The following is a 20958-nucleotide window of genomic DNA, read 5'->3' on the forward strand; positions in this document are numbered from 1 at the left end:
GCCTGGCGGTCTTCTTATGCCGGTTTACAGGTAACCAATTATACTTCAAAGTCATCTGCCAGCATGCTGCGTTTATTCTTCATACCTGCCACAATGCCGGCAACCAAGAGAATTATAGCAACTACAAGCATACTTCCGGCAATAGGCCGGGTAAAAAAGCCCAGAAAATCACCTTTAAAGTACATTAAAGACTGCAGCAATGAGCTTTCAATCATTTTCCCCAGCACGAAGGTAAGCACTACAGGGGCCATGGGAATATCAATCTTCTTCATGATGTATCCGGCAACGCCAAAGAATATCATAACCCAAATATCCCATACACTGCCGCTGACACTATAAGCCCCTAGTACCGAGATAATTACAATAACCGGATAAAGTATCCGGGATGGAACGGTAGCGATCTTCCCCCACATGCCGGCCATCGGTAAATTCATTATAAGCAGCATAAAATTCCCGATGAACATGCTGGCGATTACTGCCCAGACAAATTGGGGATTGCTCTGAAACAGGGCCGGTCCAGGCGTGAGACCGTGCATAATAAAAGCGCCAAACAAAACGGCAATTGTTGGCGAACTAGGAATGCCCATCGTGAAAAGCGGGATTAGCGCAGCCCCACAGTAGGCGTTATTCGCCGTCTCCGGTCCGGCCACCCCCTCGATAGCTCCCTGGCCGAAACGGGACGGATCCTTAGCCAGCTTTTTCTCCAGCGTATACGACAGAATAGAAGGTATAACGGCATTCGAACCGGGGATCAGACCTGTCAGGCACCCCAGTCCGGTTCCTCTGGCTATGGCCATTAGTGTGGGTCGCCATTCCTCGCGTTCAGGCAGCAGTTTACCCACTTTGGGGGGCTTGCCGGTGTGCGCCGCGGTCTCTAACCCTAATAATACTTCGGATATGCCAAATAGGCCCATGGCAATTGTAACAAAATCGAAACCTTCCATAAGATGCGGCTCGCCGAAAGTGAACCGTAACGTACCGGAAATCGGGTCCATACCAATAAGGGACAAGGTTAAACCTACTACTGCGGCAATAGTGCCGCGAACTATCGATTTTCCCATTAATCCTACTACCAGGACCAGTCCCAAAATCATAAGCGCGAAAAATTCCGGCGGTCCGAATTTCAAAGCGAATTCAGCAAGCGGCGGTCCGATAAACACCAAGCCTATAATGGCAATCGTACCGCCGATAAACGAACCGATGCCGGCGACCCCCAGCGCTGTACCGGCACGTCCCTGTCTGGCCATGGGATATCCATCAAAACAAGTGGTTACCGAGGCCGCTTCACCCGGTGTATTTATAAGTACGGAAGTTACCGTCCCGCCATACAGTGAACCGTAATAAATACCGGAGAGCATTATAATTGCAGGTATCGGGTCCATGGAAAAGGTGATTGGCAGCAATAAGGCAGTGCCTGTGGTAGGACCTAGCCCCGGCAAAACACCCACAAGCATACCTATGGTAACTCCGATCAGGCAATACAAAAGATTCCAGCCACCCATGGCAATATCGAAACCTTGCAGCAAAGGCATAAATACATCCATTGTCTTCTCCCCTCACCAGCCATAATCGTTGACAGGAAGTGACACTCCCAGCAGCGACTGAAATACAACCAGCAATACAAGCGATAAACCCACTGAAATCCCCAGCGCGGTATACCACTTATAATCACGGACAAACATAATAAATAATAGCATTGCCGAGGATATCACAAATCCCAGGATCGATACAACCGCCGGAAACAGAATAAGGCCAGCCAAGGTAGCTAATATACTTTTGCCGGCTTGTCCTCCGGGCAAAATGTCACTAAGTAAAACAGTATCTTTCTTAAAGGCTTCGAAGATATAAACAAGCGCAAGAACTGTTAAAATTCCGCTCAGCCACAACGGAAAGAAGCCAGGACCAGGTCCCAGCCGGGTAGAGTAGTCGAGTGACAGCGACTGGTAAAAAATAGTCACGGCATACACCAACAGGATTACACCTGCCCATACTCCGGCTTTTTTCACGCAAACACAACCTTTCTTGCAATGCAGGAGCTTAGCCTCATAACTCTCTATAGCATTCAATGAGATTAGACCAAACGTACTTAATACCCTGTTTCCAAAAATCTTTATTGGATTTCCTATACCGTCAGTTTTTGATAAAAGGAGAGCGAAGATCGGCTCCTCGCTCTCACCATACTATTGTTTCTTTTTACCGGCCTCGATAACTGGCTCCAGGATTTTTACGTCCTGTTCAAGGAATTGTTTGTAATCAGCGGCATTCTTATAATCAATACCTAAGAATGACTTATTCATGAATTCCACAAACTTAGGATCTTTTACGGCTTTGGCCGCTGCATCCTCTAATTTCTTAGCAACAGCGTCAGGTGTTTGCGGAGGAACGGCGATACCCCGGTATGTGCCGGTTGAGGCGTCAATTCCCTTTTCTTTAAGGGTCGGAACATCCTTTAAGCCTTCAAAGCGTTTGTCGGCCATAACAGCCAGCGGGCGCAGCTTGCCGGCGTCGATTTGCGCCTTAACTTCACCGGGGCCATAAATTCCAAAATCAGCCCGTCCACCCAGAATTTCTGTGATAGCAGGTGCCGCCCCCTGGAAAGGAACAGTAACAAAGGTTACATTCGCAGCCTGTGTAAACTGAATAGCATAAAAATTTGGAGTTACCGAAGCGGCAAAATTGAGCTTACCGGGATTAGCCTTTAGATCTGCCAGCAAATCTTCAATTGTTTTGTATTTGGAGTTTGTCGATACGACAATTACGGTTGGATCGGTATTCACATTGCCGATGAGCCTGAAATCGAAAGTTTTAAAGGGAGCCTGTCCTTGTAAGGGCAAAGAAACAATTTCACGGGTCACCATGGTTAACGTATAGCCGTCCGGCTTGGCTTTTAGGCCCTCGGCCATACCTACAGCGCCGCCGCCGCCAGTTTTGTTAACAACAACAACATCCTGACCTAAAACGCCTTTCAAAGCTTCAGCAAAAGCGCGGCCAACAGCATCCGTACCACCGCCGGCTGCAAACGGAACAATAATTTCAATCGGCTTAGTAGGATATTTTACCTCATCCTTTGTGGCGGTTTGGCTGCTACAGCCGGTAACAGCCAGTGAAATAACCAGCAAGGACGCCAAGACCAGGGATAACCACTTTTTCATGCCATTCTCTCTCCCATCTATTTTTTTTATATTCCGACAATTTTGCTGCTGGGTGCGCATTCCCAGTACATTTTTATGGTGGATTCCGAATGTTCACCCAGTTAATTCCAGTCCCAGTTTACTATATTTAATATGTTTTATCAACCTACAGAATTTATTGTTTTTTTGCTTTATTTTAGTATTAATTAGTCAACCTCTATCTCCAGTTTAAACCGCGGCACTTCCTGGCCAGCAATTACCACTTTCTCACAAAACATCGCCCTGGGCCGCACCCATAATTTAAACTCACCATAGAGCGCCCGGTAGACTATCATGGGCTCCAGGGTTTCACTATGGATAGCTTCCCCAACTACGTGATACTGTTTGCCTTTATAATGGCGGTATATACCGGGTTTTACCTTGTACGCTGCGTCTGTCATGGCTTGTCTCCTTTGCGCCTAATGCAATATGGGGGATAATTTTTTATATACCAGCAAAGTTATTATCGAAACCAGAGCCCCTTTCAGCAAGTTAAAGGGAACAATAGCAAAGACGATAAATGTTTTTAAATCAACAATCAGCGGATTGGCCATACTACCCAACTTGATTATGGCCTCGGGCGGGAAATGTAATGCGGCCTGATACAAAGGCAGTAATACCCAGTAATTTAGGACCGCAGCCGCCAGCGTCATAGTCAGCGTCCCGGCCAGCATGGCCAGCATGGCCCCTGACCGGTTCTTTTTATACCGGTAAATAAAAGCTGCCGGCACAACAAAAAAAGCGCCTACGAAAAAATTGGCCATCTCCCCGATCCCTGCTGTCTGGGTACTGCTGAGATGGATGAAATTCTTAATAAGTACAATCAGGCAGCCGGCCAGCGGTCCCAGTGCAAAAGCGCCGATGATAGCCGGGATATCACTAAAATCAAGTTTTAAAAAGCCAGGCATAAGAATAACCGGTAACTCCAGCACCATTAAGATCGCGGCAGCGCTGGCCAGAACTGCGATGCGTGTTATATAGGCCATTTTTGTCTGCAATGAATGTTTGCCTCCTCCGGGATCTCATTAGTGTAACTCAATATATAAGCTTAGTCGAGAAGCAGCAACCCCGTCAGGGTTATTTCCCCCGGGACAAAATCAGCCGGTAACCCCAGGTGCCGGCACACAGCCCCCACATCCAGCCCAAATGCTTCCATGGACGGACGTGCCTTCTCGGGAAAACGGCAGCAGGAAGCCTCCTCCTGACCGGCACAAATTTCACATATTGTACAATTGCCGCCGGAAAAACCTGTTGCCAGCGTAAACCCCTGGCGAAATGCATCTTTTTCCAGAGCCGTGATAATTTCATTAAATTGATTCTTAAGCTTGGTATATACTTCCCGGTAATCAGTGCCGGGCATAGGCGAAGTAACCTGCATTACCAAAGCAAATGTATACCTGTTAAAAATGCGGGCAGCCTCCGCCAGTTCAGGAACATGCGGCGGGCACATCAGATTGCGGCCGTAATTGCCGCAGGTGTTTAGGCGGCATTTCAGCCGGACACGGTCATCCACCGCCAGTTCTTTGGCCAGCATCAGTTCCGCTGTGGTGCAGCCCCTTTCCCTGGCCTTATCGGCGAACAGTACTATCTTTTGTAGTTTGCCTGTTAAAGACATATCTATCATCCCTTACAAAAGTTTTGCCGGGAGCACTTTGCTTAATGCAGGATATGGGAGCTGTCCGCATCCTCATTACTTAATGCGGCCGCAACAAATTCAGCAAGTACGATTTCCATTATCGTCTCATGTACGGCCATAACATCGGTCATTTCCAATCCATGCCGAAGATTCATATATTCAAACACCCGGGACAAGCCCTCGGCATATACACTTTGGACCTCAGCCGGCATTTTACCTCTGAGCACATCATAATACAGCAAACCGAAACGCTTACTAATATCACGCATATGCAGCGCAAGCAAATACTTATAGTCTTCTATCGGGTCCATCGTCGCCTCCTGCCTTTTGGCTCTTTAGGGTAATAGGTGATCGGTATCCTTGATTTAGCAATTCCGTATAGAATATATTTATTCGTAGCCAAATGCGAAATCCCTACATTTTAAAAATAATAATCTTCAAATATAAGCATCGGCAAAGATAGGAGTTTAGCATTTACATGTGGAATCTATTTTCTACTATCCTAATACTGCGGGGGAATTTTCCATGAAAAAAGTACAGCTTGTAACCGCGTTTTTTCTTTTATTACTGACTGCATGCACCGTCCTGCCGGCTCAGGCCGTTTTTTCCGCTGTAACCAACACGGACAAGGTAAAAATTTATTCTGAACCGACAGATTCCGCAACGGTTCTTGCCGTGTTAAAACGGGGCGATGTTGTTAAGGTCCATACCAAATCCGCAGACGGTCAGTACTGGGAAGTGGATCACAAGGGAACGCACGGCTGGATTATATTTAAATATTTGAGTCCGCGCGATCCCAGCATAGAGACCAAGCATTGGTAGCGTGACAAGTTAAAGTAACTGGCTAAAGAAAATACGGCTTGCGCTGAGCCTTGGGCAAAGCGCAAGCCGTTATTCAATCAGGAAATCATTTCACCCGTTTGGCCGCGTGCATGATTGCCTTAATGCAGACAGGATAGCTTCGGCATAGTTTTCATCTTTTAAGATATAACTAATTCCCAGGCCTGTTGCTTTCCGGACAATGGTCTCATCAGTCTCACTTGTCAGCAGTAAAAAAGCCAGTTCAGGCTGGAGCGCGTTAATTTGGGCAAAGAGCTCCAGTCCGTCTGTATCCGGCAAATACATATCTGATATGACGGCATCATAACCGCCGCTGTCTTTAAGCAGCCGCAAAGCCCCTCTACCGTCCCCGGCGCCGGTTACTTCATAATCCTCGGACTCTAAGACCAGAGTTATCATTTCACGCATAAAACTGTCATCTTCAATCAGCAGTAACTTTTTTCCCAACATCTAACACCTCATTTTTCACCGGTATGGGGTACTACCCTGTACAGATCCGGTTCCTGCCTAAATCTTTAGCCTTATACAAAGCCTTATCGGCCGCATTATACAAGCCGGTGGCGTCGGTATAGCGGGGAAAACCCGCAAGTCCGCAGCTGAACGTAGCATGGAATGTTCCATTCACCGATTCGTGGCAGATTCCCTCAAACTTCGTCCGTATTTCCTCCATTACTTGATAAGCGGTTGCAACCGGCGTATCAGGCATTATGACAGCAAACTCCTCGCCACCCATCCGGCCGATAATATCTGTACTGCGCAGACGCTGCTCCAACAGCCGGGAAATACCCAGAATTACCAGATCTCCGGCAACATGCCCATATGTGTCATTAATATCTTTGAAGCAATCCAAATCAATAATAGCCAGACTCAGAGGCGTATCGCTGCGCAGCGCTTGCAGAAACAGCCTTTCAATATACTGCTTCATGACGGAGTGATTATATAAACCGCTTAAACCATCCCGTTCCATATACTGGCGCAGCAGACGCATCCGTTCAGCCCTAAGCCGCACAGAACAAATAAAATGCTCCGGTTGAACCGGCTTCGTTATAAAATCATCACCACCGGTGGCCATAGCCTGCATCTGTAGCGCAAGATTCTTTTCTCCCGAAAGAAATACAATAGGAATGCGAAAATACGCAGGTACCTGGCGTATAACCTTGGCAAGCTCGTAACCATTGCATTCCGGCATATTTAGATCCAGCAAAATTAAATCAGGATTAAAAACACTTAAATAATCCAGAACTTTTAGCGAGTCCCTCAACGTTAGGGTTTTCATGCCGTTTTGTTCCAGCAAAGCAGCATGATATTCGGCCATACTCGGATCATCGTCAATAATTAAAACCCGGCAGGGTGCAGGCTCTTCTTTTCTGGTCAGCTGATCCAGTTTATCAATAAGGTCGGTGGGGCGAACCGGTTTTAAGAAATAGGCATCACTCCCGGCCTTTACGGCGGCCAACCGGGAGTGAATATCATTACGTCTGGACAAGAATACGACCGGAATGTGGTAATCCTTCATGGCCCGCAGCCGTTTGACGGCAAATGCCCCGGCCACATCTCCTTCAGGAAACACCATATCCATCACGATACCGGCCGGGTCTAAATTTGGCAAAGCTTCTTCCGCTTCCTTAAGTTTGTGAAATTTAAAAACCTCATAACCGAAACATTCCAGCTGAAATGCCAGCCCTTCCAGGAAATGTTCATCATCATCCACCATGATTACCGTCTTGCGCGGCTGGCTGCCGCCCTCTCGCCTCGCCGGCAACGTCTCCAGTTCATACTGGCCGCCATCAGGCGCCGCCATTGCCTGGAGCGTTGCTTTCATAGCTTGTATACAAGCCTGCATGGCATTTTGGGTTTCTACAGATATCCGCCGGGAATTTAAGACATCCTTAAGTATACGCTCACCGGTATAAGCATGCTCTCCCAGTCTGGTATATCCGAATGAACTGGCCGTTCCCGCCATCGAATGAAAAGACCGTATAAGGCCTGCGATGTATTTGTCCAGTTTTTTTGTTGCTACAAGTTCCTGCCAAGTGTAGTCCATTGTCCCGATTTTTTCAGGAAGCTCACGGATATAGGCCTCTTGCAGCAATTTTATACGCTCGCCGATTGAACTCTTTTTTTCGGACATTACACATCCCTCACAAATATACTAGCCGATAACATTCTGAACCGTCTCGATAAGATTGTTTTGATCAAAGGCGCCTTTCACTATATAGGCACTTGCACCAACCTGAATGCCGCGCCGCTTATCTTCGGCCTTTTCCCGGGAGGTGACAATAATTACCGGGATCTGCCGGTACCGTTCATCCTGGCGCAAATGGGCAGTTAAACTGAAACCATCCAGATTGGGCATCTCTACGTCAGTTATAACAGCATCATAAACTTTCCTGCCGGTTTTTTCAAGGGCCGCCATCCCGTCTTCGGCTAACTCTACCTGGTAGCCATACGATTCCAGAATACTTTTTACGATATCCCGGGTATTGGCGGAGTCATCCACCACCAGGATGGTTTTGCGCTGCTTCAGAGCGGCTGTTCCTGCAGGTTTGGCGGTAGCAGCCTTGTTTTCGCGGGCTTGCTGCATAAGCGCCGCAACACCAAGTACGCTAATAATTTCGTCATTGCTGCCAATGGTAAAGCCTGAAACCAGTGTGCTATGCTTAATCGCCGACGGCAAGGATTTTATAACCATGTCAGCTTCACTCACGACAGCATCTACAACAATTCCCAGCCGGTCGGCGCCTGAAGCCAGTATAACAACCAGCAACTCTTTGCGCCCCCGCTGCTTGGCCTGCGGGCATCCCAGTATAACCTCAAGTTCCGCGATCGGGACAAGCTGTTCCCGTATGCGTAATGCAGGTTTGCCGACAACATCAATAGCTTGGTCGTCAGCTACCATAATAACTTCCTGCACCGAATAGGCGGGAATAGCGAAGGTATGCTCGGCCGCCGCAACCATCAGCATGCGCGAAAGGGCTAAAGTAATCGGGACCTTAAGACTAAAAGCTGTCCCTAAGCCTGCGTGTGTCTGGATTTTCACCGCTCCCTTAAGATCTTCGGTAATGGTTTTCCTGACGACATTCATGCCGACCCCACGCCCGGATATATCAGTAATAATGGCGCTTGTACTAAAACCCGGCGCAAAGATTAAATCCAGTAATTCTTTTTCCGTTAGTGTCTCGACTGCCTCTTCCTTTATCAGCCGCTTATGAATAGCGACCTTTTTTATATGCTCCACTGCAATGCCTGCCCCATCGTCTCTAAGGGTGATCGTAACTCCCCCGGAATCATAAGCGGCTATCAGCCGGATAATTCCCCGCCGGTTTTTCCCGGCTCTTATCCTGTCTTCCGGCAACTCGATACCATGGTCGACTGCATTCCGGATCATATGCAGCAGGCAATCTCCCAACTGCTCAATAATTTTGCGGTCAAGCTCAGTATCGCCACCCTCTGTCAGAAACTCAACCTCTTTGCCGGTAGCGTGAGCCAGGTCCCGAATCACACGGGTAAGTTTGTCAAAAACAGTGGCAATTGGCAGCATGCGTATCTTTAGTGAGCGTTCCTGCAAGTCAGTCGTGAGCAGGTTTTCGATCACAGTGTCATTCCTCAATGAATCCTGCAGCTTCCTGAGCTGGCTGTGCATAGCGGCTAACGTATCCGCCCACTCTATACGTTTCTTTTCCGCCTGCTCCAGATTATAGTTCGGGCGGGATACCAACTCCAGACTGGCTGCCGATAAGCGGACAATATCCCGCATCAGCTGCGCTTGCTGCTTTTTCCTGTATTGAAAAGAAACCATTTCTCCCATCAACTGGATTAGCTCATCCAGCCGCTCAGAGCGAATCTGCACATAACCATGCTCTATGACAGACGGTTCCCTTTTCCCTTCCGGGGTGTGGTCTTCGCCAAGCGGAATTTTTCCAGGCACGGGGTCCGATACCTGCTCCTTGGCCACAGTAAGCAATTGAGCAAGCTCGGAGCAAACCGGCGGCAGCGTGGCCGGCAAAGGTGTGCCGGCGGCAATATCAGCAATCAGTTGCCGGAGAACGTCCACACTCTTTAACAAAAGGTCGGTTATTTCACGGGTAAGAACGTTCTGTCCATCGCGAAGCGATTCCAAAACATCTTCCATGTGGTGAGCCACTTCAGAAACTACTGTCAGCTTCAGCATTCGTGCGGCGCCCTTCATAGTGTGGGCCGCACGGAATACGGCATCAAGGCGCTCTTTAGCAAAGCCGTCCGCTTCAAGCGCCAGTAATTCTTTTTCAATCAGGTCGCAATGTTTGGCGGCTTCTGCGGCAAAGCGCACCAAAAGAGTTTTTATATCAAGTGCCATGACGCCTCATCCGCCTCCTTCCTTACGGTGCAGAGCATCAGTCCTGCAGTTTGGCTATGTTGTGCTGACATAAGCGAATAAAATCTTCCAGTTGAAATGGCACCAGGAAAAAGCTCAACCCGTGACCGGCGAACTTCCCCTGTGTCAGAAGCCGCATAGCTACTTCATACTCCCGCTTGGCAAACGCATTCTCTTCTCGCATTTGGTACATTTCGGCTAAAAAGAAATGCGCCAGCCAACATTCCGGACTTACATAAACAGCTTCCTTAAACCGGTGAATGGCTTCGTCTGTCATACCGGTAAGCCTTGCGGCCATGCCTAGCAGCAGATAGGCTTCCAGGCATAATGCATCTATCACCAGCGCGGCCTGGCAAGCTTCAATAGCAGCGGCGGCATTCTGCCGGTTAAGTAGAATATTGGCCTTTAAAGTATGCGCTCTAACGTAAAAGGAATCTCTCGCCAGAATCCGGTCCAAGAAAACAATAGCTTCATCATAGTTTTTACCGTTAACCAGTTCCAGGGCATCGGCAAACAATTGCCGGCATATATCTGCTTTGTTTCCCCCGCCTGGCATCAGCTTGTCCGCTGGCAAACGCAGCTGCATTTTTGATGGTTCAGAGGGCAATGTTCTTTTTTTGACTGCGGCTTTGGCCGGGGAATGCCGTATAGCCGACGGCTGGACATTAAGACTACGCGGCTTTACGGCTGTTATTTCCGGACCGGTATCAGGACTGGCCCGGAAGAAACGGTCCTGTTTCCGGTAATAAAAGGTATCACCGCTTTTCACCAATGACATAAGGTTATTATTGTGGTATAACGTTTCCGTACAGCTTAGAAATAAACAACCGCCCGCCGTAAGCAGGCCGGCTAACCGTCGAAACACTTCCTGGCGCTGTTCCTGCGAAAAATAGATGGATACATTTCTGTAAAATACAATGTTCATGCTTCTAAGCCATTCAGGATACACCGGTTCAAATAAATTCAAATGTTCAAACCGTACTTTTGCTTTGACGAAAGGTTTAATTGCAAAGCGGTCTTTAGTCACCGGCTGAAAATAGTTATCCCGTACATCCTCTGGACAGGAGCGAAACGAGTATGACCCGTATATACCGGCCTGAGCCTTATCGACAGCTGCTTTATCCACGTCCATGCCGATCACTTCAAAATCCCATTCGCTGCCTGCCCCCGGTATTTTAAGTGCCGCTATTGCCATGGAATAGGCTTCTTCGCCGGTTGAGCAACCAGCACTCAGCAAGCGGAGCAAGGGTTTGGCGCCGGCATTTTTCAATAGCTGCGGAATGACCTGCCCGGCCATAACCTCTAGTTGAGTGGGTTCACGAAAAAAGTAGGTTTCATGTACCGTTAACAAGTTGATAAGCAGCAAGACCTCTTCTTCACGCTGCTGCAAAAAGTTTAGATACTGCCTAACCGTCAGCGCCTGACTCAGGGCAATACGTCTTTGGACTGCGTCTTTCAGCAAATCCAGGCGTTGATGGCGAAACTCCAAGCCAAAACGCCGGCTTATAAATAGATCGAGTTCTTCTAATTCAAGTTTTGTCAACGGTTTTTCCTTCCTATTCATCCGCTAACTACGCTGGTTAACGTGGTGGAAATATCAGCGGCGGCCACGACAAAGTCGGCCAGCCCACGTTCTATTACCAACCGCGGCATATTGTAGATGAGTGATGTTTGTTCATTTTGGGCAATAGTCACCCCACCGGCGGCCTTAATGGCCGCCATACCTGCTACCCCGTCCTGTCCCATGCCTGTCAGGATGATACCTACAGCCCGTTCCCGGTAAGCGCAGGCTACTGATGTAAGTAACCGGTCACAGGAGGGGTGGTATATATGTCCGGCTGGGCATGGCGCAAGCGTAAGTTTTCCAGCTGCATCGACCTCAATGTTGTATTCCGGCGGCGCAATAAATACACTGCCGGGAGTTAAAACATCCGCCCCGGAGGCCACTTTTACAGTCAGGGGCGTTTTATGATTCAGCCAGTCAGCCAAAGCCTCCGCAAAACCGGCGGAAATATGTTGCGCAACGACAATAGGAGCGGGAAAACCAGCCGGCAGCCGTGAAAAGATGGTTTCCAGTACATTCGCCCCTCCCAGTGAAGAGGCAATGGCTACCACTTTTGTCCAGACTCCGGTTGCTTCCTTTCCGCTGGCAACATTCTTCCAGGCCGGCTTGCTGCCCTTAATGTGTCTGATGACGCTGACTCCTGCCAACAATTTTATCTTGCGTACAAATTGCCGGCACTGTGCCAGATCAGGCTTAGGCTTTACTATTACTTCCAAAGCGCCCCGGCTTATCGCTTCATACGCCAGGCCGGCGTCACTATAGGAAGTAAGCACAAGTATGGGGGTCGGATTCCGCTGCATAATGGCCTCAATAGCTTCTAACCCCTTCCTGGCAGGCATCTCAATAGCCATTATAATAAGGTCGGGGCGCAACAGGAAGGCCAGCCTTGCGCCTTCGTCCCCATTGGGCGCCTCACCGGCTACTTCAACACCGGCTTGGGCAGCCAGCAGTCTGACAAGCCATTCCCGTATAAGGGGACTGCCGACAATCAGTACCTTTATACATGTATCCCGAGCACTCATAATCCGCTCATCCGTGGACTCTGCCTGCAATGGCTGCCGGTTTGCCTGTATCAACCACAGCTTCGAGTTCCTCCGCCAGTTTAGCCAATTCCTTACTGATGGCTTTTGTTTGCTGAATCATGGTTGTGTTGTCATTAGTGCCCTGTTTGATCTGCCGCAGCGCCGTCAGCACCTGTTCACCGGCGGTTTGCTGCTGCTGAATGGAAAGAACAATCTGGCTGACAGCATCTGTTGTCTGATCTGCGGCGTTCTCAATATCGTAAATAAGCGTGACAGTCCGTTCCGAATAGGCCAGTCCTTCTTCAATCCCCTTGGTGTTTTTCTCAGAGGCGACTACCTGGCGGCTGACAGCAGCTACAATTTCATTGATCTTGGTTTCAATCTCTTTAGTGGATTCCATAACACTGTCGGCCAAACGTCTGATTTCCAGAGCAACTACCCCAAAACGTTTACCCGCTTCCCCGGCACTTGCGGCCTCAAGTGCGGCATTAAAGGCGATCAGCCGGGTTTGACTGGTAATATTGTTGATAAATTCCATAATTTTGTTAACTTCTTTTGACCTATGGCCCAACGCAACGATCTCCTGAATATTAATCTGATTATCGCTATAAATCTCTTTCATTTTCCCCATCAGCGCTTCCACCTCAGCTACGCCTTGCCTGGTCCGCTCCAGCGTTTGAGCAGCACTGTCGGCCACACCCTGACTATGGTTGGAAATCAATATGCCTGATGAAGAAAATTCCTCCATGGTTGCTGAGATTTCGCTTACCGACGACGAAAGCTCCAGGGAAAAGCTGGCCTGATTCGTTACTGTTTCGTCCATTTCGGCTGCGTAATTATTTACTTTTGCTATGGCGCCGGCCAGAGGCTGAGTAATATACCGGTTAAGAAAGAAGCCGGCGATTGCAATAATTAATACAAGGGCAACAGCTGCTATCAGTAGATACCGCACTACTGTACCCCATATTTCCTGGTGAATTAGGGCTTCTTCTCTGCTGATTGCAGCCGCCACGTCGTCCAGATACATCCCTGTCACCACAATCCAATTCCACTTGCCGATTGCCTTACCGTAGGATAATTTGGCTTCCGGCTTGGCGGACCCCGGTTTTATCCAGGTATACTTTACTGTACCTTCCCCTTTTTCCTTACATTGTTCAAGCAGCTTCGGCCAAAAAACCGCATTTCCCGCGTCACGTATATTGGCTAATGCTTGTCCCTCCAAAGTCTGATCAATATGTACTGCCATATTGCCGTTTGCATTGATAACCAAAAAATATCCGTCTTCGCCATAGCGGGCATGACGTATCAACTGCTTGGCTTCTTCTTCCGGCAAAAGGGAAGCGGCGTTGGCAATGGATTCAACAAGGTTCTTCATATTATCGGTTTTCTGTTTATAAAGCATTTCCTCATATTCACGCAGCCTTAACTCGCCCCGTTGCAGCGTGGCGGAAACAGAAAAATAGGATAATACCGCTACTAAACAACACATAAACAGAGCCATAAGTCCAATCATTTTTACCTTAAGACTACTTTTCATTGTTACTCCTCTCTTGTAAAACCCTATCTGGTTTTGCATTGGCAATGCTGTCTGTCAGTTGCATAAACAACAGATTTTTATAAAGATCGACCAGAATGATAACCCTTTGCTGTGACTGTGGCAAGAGCCCCCATACCCCTTTTTCGCCAGCCGTTTTTTTTAATATGGCCGGCACAGGGCGGATAGAACCCGTTGAAACTGTCGCTACTTCTTCAGGTTCAGTAATCAAGACAGGTCTGTTCCCGGTATGTTTTATAATTAACTGCTTCGAGCAAGCAGACTTTGTTACATTATGTACTCCCATGAGCTGAGCAAAATATAGCGGTGACTCAGTTGAATCGGCATTCCTCAAAGCGGCAATCTGATCAATATCAATACCATAGCGATTGCCGCTTACTGTAAAAAGTAAAAGTTGGACTTCAGTCAGTTCCACATCGATCTCCCTATAACTCTACCTTCGCTAAAATCAACGCAGCATCCAGTATGGTAACCATTGTTTGCTTATATTCAAACTGACCGGATGCAAACCGTTTAAACCGTTCTTCCAGGGTTGGCAGTATCTCCATAATGCCGGAAACCGGCACGGCGGCAACATCCACAATATTGTCTACAAGAATTCCGCTGCGGCCGTCCCCGTGCCGCAGCAGAACAGAAAATGCTCCGGCTGCGCCGGTATTTCGGTCCCCGAAAGCCTGCCCCAAAGCAATTAACGCCACCACATCCCCGCGAACATTAATCACTCCCGGAATCGAAGCCGTTGCGCCGGGAATCCAGGATGTTCCGGCAAAAGGAAGTATTTCCCTGACTTGGTCGCCATGGAAAGCAAACAAATAATCACCCAGCTGAAATACTAACAAACTGATCATTTCTTCATCGACATCCACGATTCTCTCGGCAAGATTACTATTAGCAATGTGCGTAAGAATCATATCACTTTTTGTTAATTCATCGGACACTCTTTTGTTTACCCTCCTCAGTTTGCTATATTTGTCTTTACTATAGCATGAAGCTGTTTTATATTGCTAGCGTTTTTCCCTAAATACCGACAGCCTATTTAAAAACTCGCAAGAGACTATGCAGCAATAAAGTATACTAACCTGCAGGTGAGGTTTTAACTCCATCTGAAGGTTAGTGGCCGGATAGCCTCCTGGGGGATAAATCTGCAAAATAAAACTACCGCCGTATTGCAAGCGGCGGTAGTTATTTTGCAGAAAAATGACACAAAATGTTTCTGGATTTAACAAATTTCACTGAAGGAATTATTTTCCATAACACAGAAATTATGTGTAAAAATATGGAAGGTGATTATTATGATTGTTACCAAAGTCGCCCCAGTATTTGCAGGACAAAAATCTTATTTACAAGATAAATATCTTACCACTTCTTATGCAACCAAAAAAAAATCCGCGCCGTCTTTCAAGAACTTGTTGGAGAAAGAGCTCCGAAAGAATTCTAACGTGGATATTAAAATATAGCTAAAATCCCGGGAAATTTTCGATTTTATCTAACTCTTTAAGAATTTCCCTGGCCTCTTCCGCCGACTTGCCAAGGAGTTTGCTTTCCTTGGTTTCCACATAAACAAGCCAGTAGTCACCTGACAAAACGAGTATAGCTTCCTTCATATCGCTGCTAAACCATTTTTGCAGAGTTTCTGTATTAGCCATTAATTCTAAATCACCCCACTTACCCTTTAATATATAGTTCATCAAAAGGTAATAAATCCCTTTAAAAAAAGCTATGTTCATGCAACCAGCCCGTAGTATCGCCAAATGCCTGCTGCCCAGGGCATATTTTTTTTGTTCTGTCCGCCCCCCTTGCTACATAGGATGTACGGGGGGATTTGTATGATACTGGATATCCTGCTGTCAGTTGGGGCGTTGCTTGCAGCGCCAGTGGGAACCGTATTCCTAGTCTGGCTGGTTGGTGTGGTAATTCCTGACTAAAAACATAAGAAAAGCACTTATCCAAATCAACAAAAGGCAGTCAGAAAAGCCCTTGGATTCCTTTCCAAGGGCTTACATTTATGTATTCTCACCGGTGACCCATGCGCATAATTTCGCGTACTGCTTTTTCATGTCGCTCATTTTCTTTCTTCTGGCGTTCATGCCAGCTTTTTTTCGATTCAAACGGGCGTCGCTTCATTTGTTTTTCATGATACACATTTTCTTCATGCAGCCGGCGCTCTTTTTCCTTCTCCAGTTCTCGCTGACGATGTTCATCCCGGTGTTCGTAACGCGGCGGTTCATTTTGTCCTGGAGCGGCAGCTTCAGCCGCAGAAACAAAAACACCGACATGCAATAAGCCTACCATGGAGTATATAATTACCTTTTTGGCCACATTTTTCATGGAAACACGTCCTTTGCATTTTGATTGAATCCATGCACTAATCATACGTTCCATAATTTAGATTTCCATTAGAAATGTCGGCCTACGGAAAAAATTCTAGTAAAAGCACGCTAATTGCTCAAGCCTGCGCAAGAAGGATAATTCCTCCTCCGAAAATAGCCTGGCAATATCCAAGAGCATTATTGGCCGGTTGCCAATCTCCCCTAAGCCTTTGATGCAAGACCCCAGGCAACTGTTTCCCCTATTTGCCGGATCAATGCAATCGGCTGTCAAACAAACTCCACCTGTAATTTCATCAACCATTATGCCAATCTTCTGTAATCCTATTTTTACAATTATAACCTTTTGCTCTGAAGGTATATCACCGGCTAAACCAATTTTCGCGGATAATCTGACAACAGGAATAACCTGCCCATGGATGTTTGTGACGCCTTCCAGATAATCAATAGCAGTTGGAATTTTTGTTATCGGAAGTTTTGCGATCGTTTCTTGAGAATCCTCGAAGGGGATTGCATATTCTTCCTCTTGTACACGAAATATCAACACTTGTTCTTCAATCACCAGACGCCTCTCCTTTACCTCGAACTTCTGAGCTTCAATTTATCTCGCAAACTAAGGCTCTACGCCTATCGCAACAGCCCGGCCAGATGTCACTTCTAAACTTATGCAAAAAGCATGCCAATATAGGCATGCTAAATAAATTATCTTGTTAAAGCCTGGAATTTGCTGGCTCTTGAATAGAACAAAAGAATTTTTACTCGCTCTTATTTGCTTACCAATTTTTACATTTATGTAAGTCCATCCGACAAAAAAGGCCATTTTTGTACATATATTAATAATTAATTCCTTATTTATAATACCCAACAGGGGCTGCCAGGAGCTTTTTTAGCCATTCAACTTTAAGTCCCGGGCAGAATCGTATACAGTTTTCACAGGTAGCGAATATCATAGATTAGAAATAATAACCGAACCTGAGGTATAAAGATATGAATTGCGACAATATCAATAAATGGGTCATTACGATTTTAGTGGTTGCTATAATTATTGATGTAATGATACTCATAATTGAATTCCAAAAGCAATACAATGCCGAATGTTCGAAGAAAGACCAGGAAGAGCAGTATGGTAAGCTGGAAAGCCAGCTTCAGAATCTTTGCAATGAACTTTCAACGCTAAGAGACAATTACAGACGTTGCAATAATTGCCCCTATTTCCAGCAATAATTCATCATAATTCATGGCACACTAGCTTTGGAGGTGATTTAATAATGTTCTGTCATCATTCCAAACGCCATGGCTGTTCCATGCACGACTCCTCATTATTAAGAGTCCTGGCTGTGGGTGCTATTGTGTATGTCGGCTTAAAGGCTATGCACCACTGGCATCATTGTCATCGCGACTAAAACCTCCTAAACCTGGGTCTAGACCCAGGTTTTCTTATTGCATCCAAACTCCGGCTGTACGAGCTCGTCAGTAGTGAGCACTTGGCTTTTCAAGATAATACCTTAGCACACCATTCCAATTATCGACATATGCTAATAACAAACGGAGGTGTACTTAACAATGCTAAAATGTAGAGAATATCCCGAGATAGAAGACTGGCAAAATCAAAAAAACTATAGGGCCGTATGTAATCCTTATGCCTGTCATCCCGTAATGTATTGTTTTCCACGGCCATGTTACCCGAGAAGATGTTCGCCATATAACTGTTTTCCGCGGGGGTAGCTTTATTGACCGTCTTAGGGCGGTCATTTATTTTGAGTAAAAAGCTGATTCGGGAATACCGGGCAGTCACGGCTGCGAACACTAAGACAACTACATAAGCTTATTGTTTATTGGGATTACTTGTATTTAAATCCCCGGTCTCACAAAGACTATCCACAGGAGGTGATCGAATGGCCAGAAATAATACCAACGACTCTTTAGCCCAGCAACAGCAAAAGAAACAAAACCAAAATCTTAAAAACAAAGATATGAGCAGCGATAAAAAACTTACCGGCCCCAATCACCCCTCTACCTGAGGGCAGCTATTGCTGCCCTTTTGCTTTTTGGGGTTACAGTCCTCGCAGTAACCTACGGCAATATGACTGTTAGCTGACGGGAGCCGCTTCCGTCGGCTTGTCTGAGGCCAATAATTCAACGTAATGCTTGTGTATTGATTTCCATATTCTTAAGTGAATGGGATGACGCACATGACGCAAACTACTATGTGAGGTGAGTATTATGACTTATAGAAACAACGGCTCTTACCTAAGATTCCGCACTGATATAAAACCAGCCAGCAAACTTCATGATGCGTATGAAGAAATGGATCGTCTAATTGCCAAAGACAAAAAGAAGTTACTTTTGCGGGACAAGCCGGCAGCTAAATCCAATCAAAATGTCTACGATTTTTTATCGGAATAGCTTGATTGGTCATATCGCCTTACTGCCGGCTTTTGTATACTCTGATTTTTCAGTGACTAACCTTCAGTGGGGTAAAAACCCCCACCTGAAGCTAGGTCTACTTTATCTCAGCCCGACTCTGTTCGTTATGACACTGACCGGCACTCTTAGCGGCAAAACCAACCTGGGGGTGATTTAAGTGGCTAGCAACAAACGTCAACATACTGACAAGCCTGAAAAAGTTTTCGATACCAGCGGAATCGAAGCGGCACTAATGCAGGATAATAGTACCCGCGAGCAGGATACCGCAGAAACTAATTCAGCCAATAACTCCACTAATACCGATTTAGACCATCAAGCTAACGGAGTTATAAATCTAAACGGCATTCCGGTATCTGCATCAACAGGTACTGTCAGAACAGCCTTAATGCAACCGCCAAAACAAAGCAACACCATTCAGATCGATGAAGAATCTCGTATTTCCACCTACCGTTAACGGGTTAAACCCCCGTTTTTTTATTTCTCAGGCAAACCAAACAAAAAAGTTTACTGTATGCTAACTAATAAAAAGACTCCGTTTACTAAGTAAAGTAAACGGAGATAAAAGATGATTGCGTTATAGGTTCGATTGTGACAATTTAGTTATACTATATTTAAATTTTAAAGAATAGTTTGTCCGCCTTAATAGTATATTTTGCCTCCCGAGCAGTATTTTTTTAGTTTTTATAAATGCTGGCAGTGACAGTCCAGGCACTGTTGCGTCGTATGTTCCAGGCAAATATCAATTCAATCTGCTGCGCAAATATAAACGGCATTGCTTTTTCTAATTTTTATTGCAGCCTGACCGTTCTTTAGTTAGCGGCTTTCCAAAAATCAGCAGCAAGACTGCTCCCATACACAATCCAAGAATCCCGATCAACATGGCTACTCCAGGATTAAACATGCGCTATACCCCCTGCTTCTTACTCCCACTAACAATAATATATTTACATATTTTAGAAATTATATCTAGCAGTTTGCAATTATATCGCTTCTGCTAAATAATCCACTTTATTCAAGCAGCCGCGCAGCAAAAAAAATGTACTGGATAAACCAACATTCCACTGGCTCCTGTTCACATCTTTGCAACATAATCCGTATAATGAAGTAACAGACGTTTAGGGGTGGTGATCATTATGATTATTTATTTTGATGAGCAAAGATTTATAAATGAAGTTAAGAATATGGTTCGTCCCTTTGGGTTAAACAAAGGTCAAACAGAGCAGGTTGTCAAGCATGCACTACTGGCAGTCCGCCGATCCAGCAAACCGGCAAAATCCTAAATAGACAAACGGCCGGCCCTCCGGGCCAGCCATTTCTTTTTTTACAGACAAAAACTACGACCCGCACCCCGGCTAAAACCTGACCGACAGATACAATGTTACAAAAATAATCAGCAGACTGCGGCAATACCTTGCAAAACGGCGATTTTCGCTTTTGGAGTTGTATAATCCCCTTAGCTTTATATACACTTTTTCTCCTTGCTTTCTTTGATTCCAAATACTTCGCGCAGCATATTGCTTTTATAGGAGGTATACATTAGCAGTAAAAAAACACGGTCCCTGTCCCCCTGTTTTTCAACACTGCCATAATTTCCCTGTTCAATGCCCAGTGTGTTTTAAAGCTTTTAGGCTTTTTAATAAAAAAAACGAAATCCTGCAGCCGTTCCGGCAATGCAGGATTGAAACTTACGTCATCAAAATAAGCTATACTTTTGAGCTGCCGCTAAACATTCTGATAATGCCCAGCAGGATTACGGCGCCTATTATGCTGGTAATTATTTCAGCAATAGTGCCATAAGCGGCAAAACCGAAGAAGGATAAAGCAAATCTGCCTATAAAAGCGCCCACCACACCGACAATGATATCAACCGCCAGTCCGAAGCCATGGCCGCGTGTCAGTTGTCCGGCTGCCCAGCCTGCTATTGCGCCGATAATTAAAGACCATATCACAAGCATGCACCTCCGACTATAGTATGTCCTCGCCAGCCGTAAAGTATGCCGGCTATATGACTGGAATTAAAATCCATATTCTGAAGGTACGGCCGCCTGATTTAAAGAATTTAT

Annotated in this window: 27 protein-coding genes; 8 read left to right on the top strand and 19 right to left on the bottom strand. The window is 46.2% G+C overall.

Going from position 1 to position 20958, the window contains the following annotated elements; genetic code table 11:
- Nucleotides 1–38 precede the first annotated feature (38 nt).
- The 7 genes from SATMO3_RS27975 to SATMO3_RS28005 all read right to left on the bottom strand — a co-directional run bounded on the left by SATMO3_RS27975 (nt 39) and on the right by SATMO3_RS28005 (nt 5117).
- Nucleotides 39–1544, bottom strand: coding sequence for a tripartite tricarboxylate transporter permease (locus SATMO3_RS27975; RefSeq protein ID WP_371374111.1), 1506 nt, complete (start codon nt 1542–1544; stop codon nt 39–41).
- Between the two features lie 12 nt (nt 1545–1556).
- Nucleotides 1557–2006 (bottom strand): tripartite tricarboxylate transporter TctB family protein, encoded by a 450-nt coding sequence (locus tag SATMO3_RS27980; protein ID WP_371374113.1) that lies wholly within the window; start codon nt 2004–2006, stop codon nt 1557–1559.
- A 174-nt stretch (nt 2007–2180) separates the two neighbouring features.
- Nucleotides 2181–3152, bottom strand: a complete 972-nt coding sequence (locus SATMO3_RS27985) for a tripartite tricarboxylate transporter substrate binding protein (RefSeq protein WP_371374116.1) — start codon at nt 3150–3152, stop codon at nt 2181–2183.
- Nucleotides 3153–3337: 185 nt separating this feature from the next.
- On the bottom strand, nt 3338–3571 hold the full coding sequence (locus tag SATMO3_RS27990) for a DUF1653 domain-containing protein (protein WP_371374118.1): 234 nt from the start codon (nt 3569–3571) through the stop codon (nt 3338–3340).
- An 18-nt stretch (nt 3572–3589) separates the two neighbouring features.
- Nucleotides 3590–4168, bottom strand: a complete 579-nt coding sequence (locus tag SATMO3_RS27995; protein WP_371374122.1) for an ECF transporter S component — start codon at nt 4166–4168, stop codon at nt 3590–3592.
- A 50-nt stretch (nt 4169–4218) separates the two neighbouring features.
- The gene (locus SATMO3_RS28000) at nt 4219–4785 is read right to left on the bottom strand and encodes a DUF2284 domain-containing protein (protein WP_371374124.1); all 567 of its coding nucleotides are present in this window, start codon (nt 4783–4785) and stop codon (nt 4219–4221) included.
- Nucleotides 4786–4826: 41 nt separating this feature from the next.
- Nucleotides 4827–5117: a hypothetical protein gene (locus tag SATMO3_RS28005; protein ID WP_371374127.1), complete on the bottom strand. Its 291-nt coding sequence runs from the start codon at nt 5115–5117 to the stop codon at nt 4827–4829.
- Nucleotides 5118–5331: 214 nt separating this feature from the next.
- Here SATMO3_RS28005 and SATMO3_RS28010 point away from each other — a divergent pair, with 214 nt between their 5' ends.
- Nucleotides 5332–5628: an SH3 domain-containing protein gene (locus tag SATMO3_RS28010; protein WP_371374130.1), complete on the top strand. Its 297-nt coding sequence runs from the start codon at nt 5332–5334 to the stop codon at nt 5626–5628.
- A gap of 90 nt (nt 5629–5718) precedes the next feature.
- Here the strand turns inward: SATMO3_RS28010 and SATMO3_RS28015 are convergent, their stop codons facing one another.
- The 8 genes from SATMO3_RS28015 to SATMO3_RS28050 are packed head-to-tail and all read right to left on the bottom strand — an operon-like array spanning nt 5719 to nt 15079.
- Nucleotides 5719–6096: a response regulator gene (locus tag SATMO3_RS28015; RefSeq protein ID WP_371374132.1), complete on the bottom strand. Its 378-nt coding sequence runs from the start codon at nt 6094–6096 to the stop codon at nt 5719–5721.
- A 31-nt stretch (nt 6097–6127) separates the two neighbouring features.
- Entirely contained in the window at nt 6128–7777 is a 1650-nt protein-coding gene (locus tag SATMO3_RS28020; RefSeq protein ID WP_371374135.1) for a response regulator, read from the bottom strand.
- A gap of 21 nt (nt 7778–7798) precedes the next feature.
- The gene (locus tag SATMO3_RS28025) at nt 7799–9982 is read right to left on the bottom strand and encodes a response regulator (RefSeq protein ID WP_371374138.1); all 2184 of its coding nucleotides are present in this window, start codon (nt 9980–9982) and stop codon (nt 7799–7801) included.
- 37 nt (nt 9983–10019) lie between these two features.
- The gene (locus tag SATMO3_RS28030) at nt 10020–11543 is read right to left on the bottom strand and encodes a CheR family methyltransferase (RefSeq protein WP_371374141.1); all 1524 of its coding nucleotides are present in this window, start codon (nt 11541–11543) and stop codon (nt 10020–10022) included.
- A 17-nt stretch (nt 11544–11560) separates the two neighbouring features.
- On the bottom strand, nt 11561–12586 hold the full coding sequence (locus SATMO3_RS28035; RefSeq protein WP_371374144.1) for a chemotaxis protein CheB: 1026 nt from the start codon (nt 12584–12586) through the stop codon (nt 11561–11563).
- A 7-nt stretch (nt 12587–12593) separates the two neighbouring features.
- Complete coding sequence (locus SATMO3_RS28040; RefSeq protein ID WP_371374147.1) at nt 12594–14123, bottom strand: methyl-accepting chemotaxis protein; 1530 nt, start codon at nt 14121–14123, stop codon at nt 12594–12596.
- Nucleotides 14113–14556 (bottom strand): hypothetical protein, encoded by a 444-nt coding sequence (locus SATMO3_RS28045; RefSeq protein ID WP_371374150.1) that lies wholly within the window; start codon nt 14554–14556, stop codon nt 14113–14115. The genes SATMO3_RS28040 and SATMO3_RS28045 overlap by 11 nt, the downstream gene beginning before the upstream one ends.
- Nucleotides 14557–14566: 10 nt before the next feature.
- On the bottom strand, nt 14567–15079 hold the full coding sequence (locus SATMO3_RS28050; RefSeq protein WP_371374153.1) for a chemotaxis protein CheW: 513 nt from the start codon (nt 15077–15079) through the stop codon (nt 14567–14569).
- A 354-nt stretch (nt 15080–15433) separates the two neighbouring features.
- Here SATMO3_RS28050 and SATMO3_RS28055 point away from each other — a divergent pair, with 354 nt between their 5' ends.
- Nucleotides 15434–15598 carry a hypothetical protein gene (locus SATMO3_RS28055; RefSeq protein WP_371374155.1) on the top strand — a complete coding sequence of 55 codons (165 nt, stop codon included), beginning with the start codon at nt 15434–15436 and terminating at the stop codon, nt 15596–15598.
- Here the strand turns inward: SATMO3_RS28055 and SATMO3_RS28060 are convergent, their stop codons facing one another.
- The 3 genes from SATMO3_RS28060 to SATMO3_RS28070 form a co-directional block, all read right to left on the bottom strand.
- Nucleotides 15599–15787: a hypothetical protein gene (locus SATMO3_RS28060; protein ID WP_371374158.1), complete on the bottom strand. Its 189-nt coding sequence runs from the start codon at nt 15785–15787 to the stop codon at nt 15599–15601. It lies immediately after the preceding gene.
- Between the two features lie 367 nt (nt 15788–16154).
- Nucleotides 16155–16523, bottom strand: coding sequence for a hypothetical protein (locus tag SATMO3_RS28065; protein ID WP_371374161.1), 369 nt, complete (start codon nt 16521–16523; stop codon nt 16155–16157).
- 42 nt (nt 16524–16565) lie between these two features.
- Nucleotides 16566–17030 carry a chemotaxis protein CheW gene (locus SATMO3_RS28070; RefSeq protein WP_371374164.1) on the bottom strand — a complete coding sequence of 155 codons (465 nt, stop codon included), beginning with the start codon at nt 17028–17030 and terminating at the stop codon, nt 16566–16568.
- Nucleotides 17031–17455: 425 nt separating this feature from the next.
- On the opposite strand from SATMO3_RS28070, the gene SATMO3_RS28075 reads away from it, so the two are divergent.
- The 6 genes from SATMO3_RS28075 (at nt 17456) to SATMO3_RS28100 (ending at nt 20175) form a co-directional block, all read left to right on the top strand.
- Nucleotides 17456–17692 (top strand): hypothetical protein, encoded by a 237-nt coding sequence (locus SATMO3_RS28075; RefSeq protein WP_371374167.1) that lies wholly within the window; start codon nt 17456–17458, stop codon nt 17690–17692.
- A gap of 44 nt (nt 17693–17736) precedes the next feature.
- Nucleotides 17737–17871 (top strand): hypothetical protein, encoded by a 135-nt coding sequence (locus SATMO3_RS28080; RefSeq protein WP_371374170.1) that lies wholly within the window; start codon nt 17737–17739, stop codon nt 17869–17871.
- A 492-nt stretch (nt 17872–18363) separates the two neighbouring features.
- On the top strand, nt 18364–18489 hold the full coding sequence (locus SATMO3_RS28085; RefSeq protein ID WP_371374172.1) for a hypothetical protein: 126 nt from the start codon (nt 18364–18366) through the stop codon (nt 18487–18489).
- Between the two features lie 202 nt (nt 18490–18691).
- On the top strand, nt 18692–18874 hold the full coding sequence (locus SATMO3_RS28090) for a hypothetical protein (protein WP_371374174.1): 183 nt from the start codon (nt 18692–18694) through the stop codon (nt 18872–18874).
- A gap of 178 nt (nt 18875–19052) precedes the next feature.
- Nucleotides 19053–19349 carry a hypothetical protein gene (locus SATMO3_RS28095; protein WP_371374176.1) on the top strand — a complete coding sequence of 99 codons (297 nt, stop codon included), beginning with the start codon at nt 19053–19055 and terminating at the stop codon, nt 19347–19349.
- Between the two features lie 679 nt (nt 19350–20028).
- Nucleotides 20029–20175, top strand: a complete 147-nt coding sequence (locus SATMO3_RS28100) for a hypothetical protein (protein WP_371374179.1) — start codon at nt 20029–20031, stop codon at nt 20173–20175.
- Nucleotides 20176–20598: 423 nt separating this feature from the next.
- Here the strand turns inward: SATMO3_RS28100 and SATMO3_RS28105 are convergent, their stop codons facing one another.
- The gene (locus tag SATMO3_RS28105) at nt 20599–20844 is read right to left on the bottom strand and encodes a GlsB/YeaQ/YmgE family stress response membrane protein (RefSeq protein WP_371374181.1); all 246 of its coding nucleotides are present in this window, start codon (nt 20842–20844) and stop codon (nt 20599–20601) included.
- Nucleotides 20845–20958 lie beyond the last annotated feature (114 nt).

The sequence above is a fragment of the Sporomusa aerivorans genome, assembly GCF_041428895.1.
Classification (GTDB): domain Bacteria; phylum Bacillota; class Negativicutes; order Sporomusales; family Sporomusaceae; genus Sporomusa; species Sporomusa aerivorans.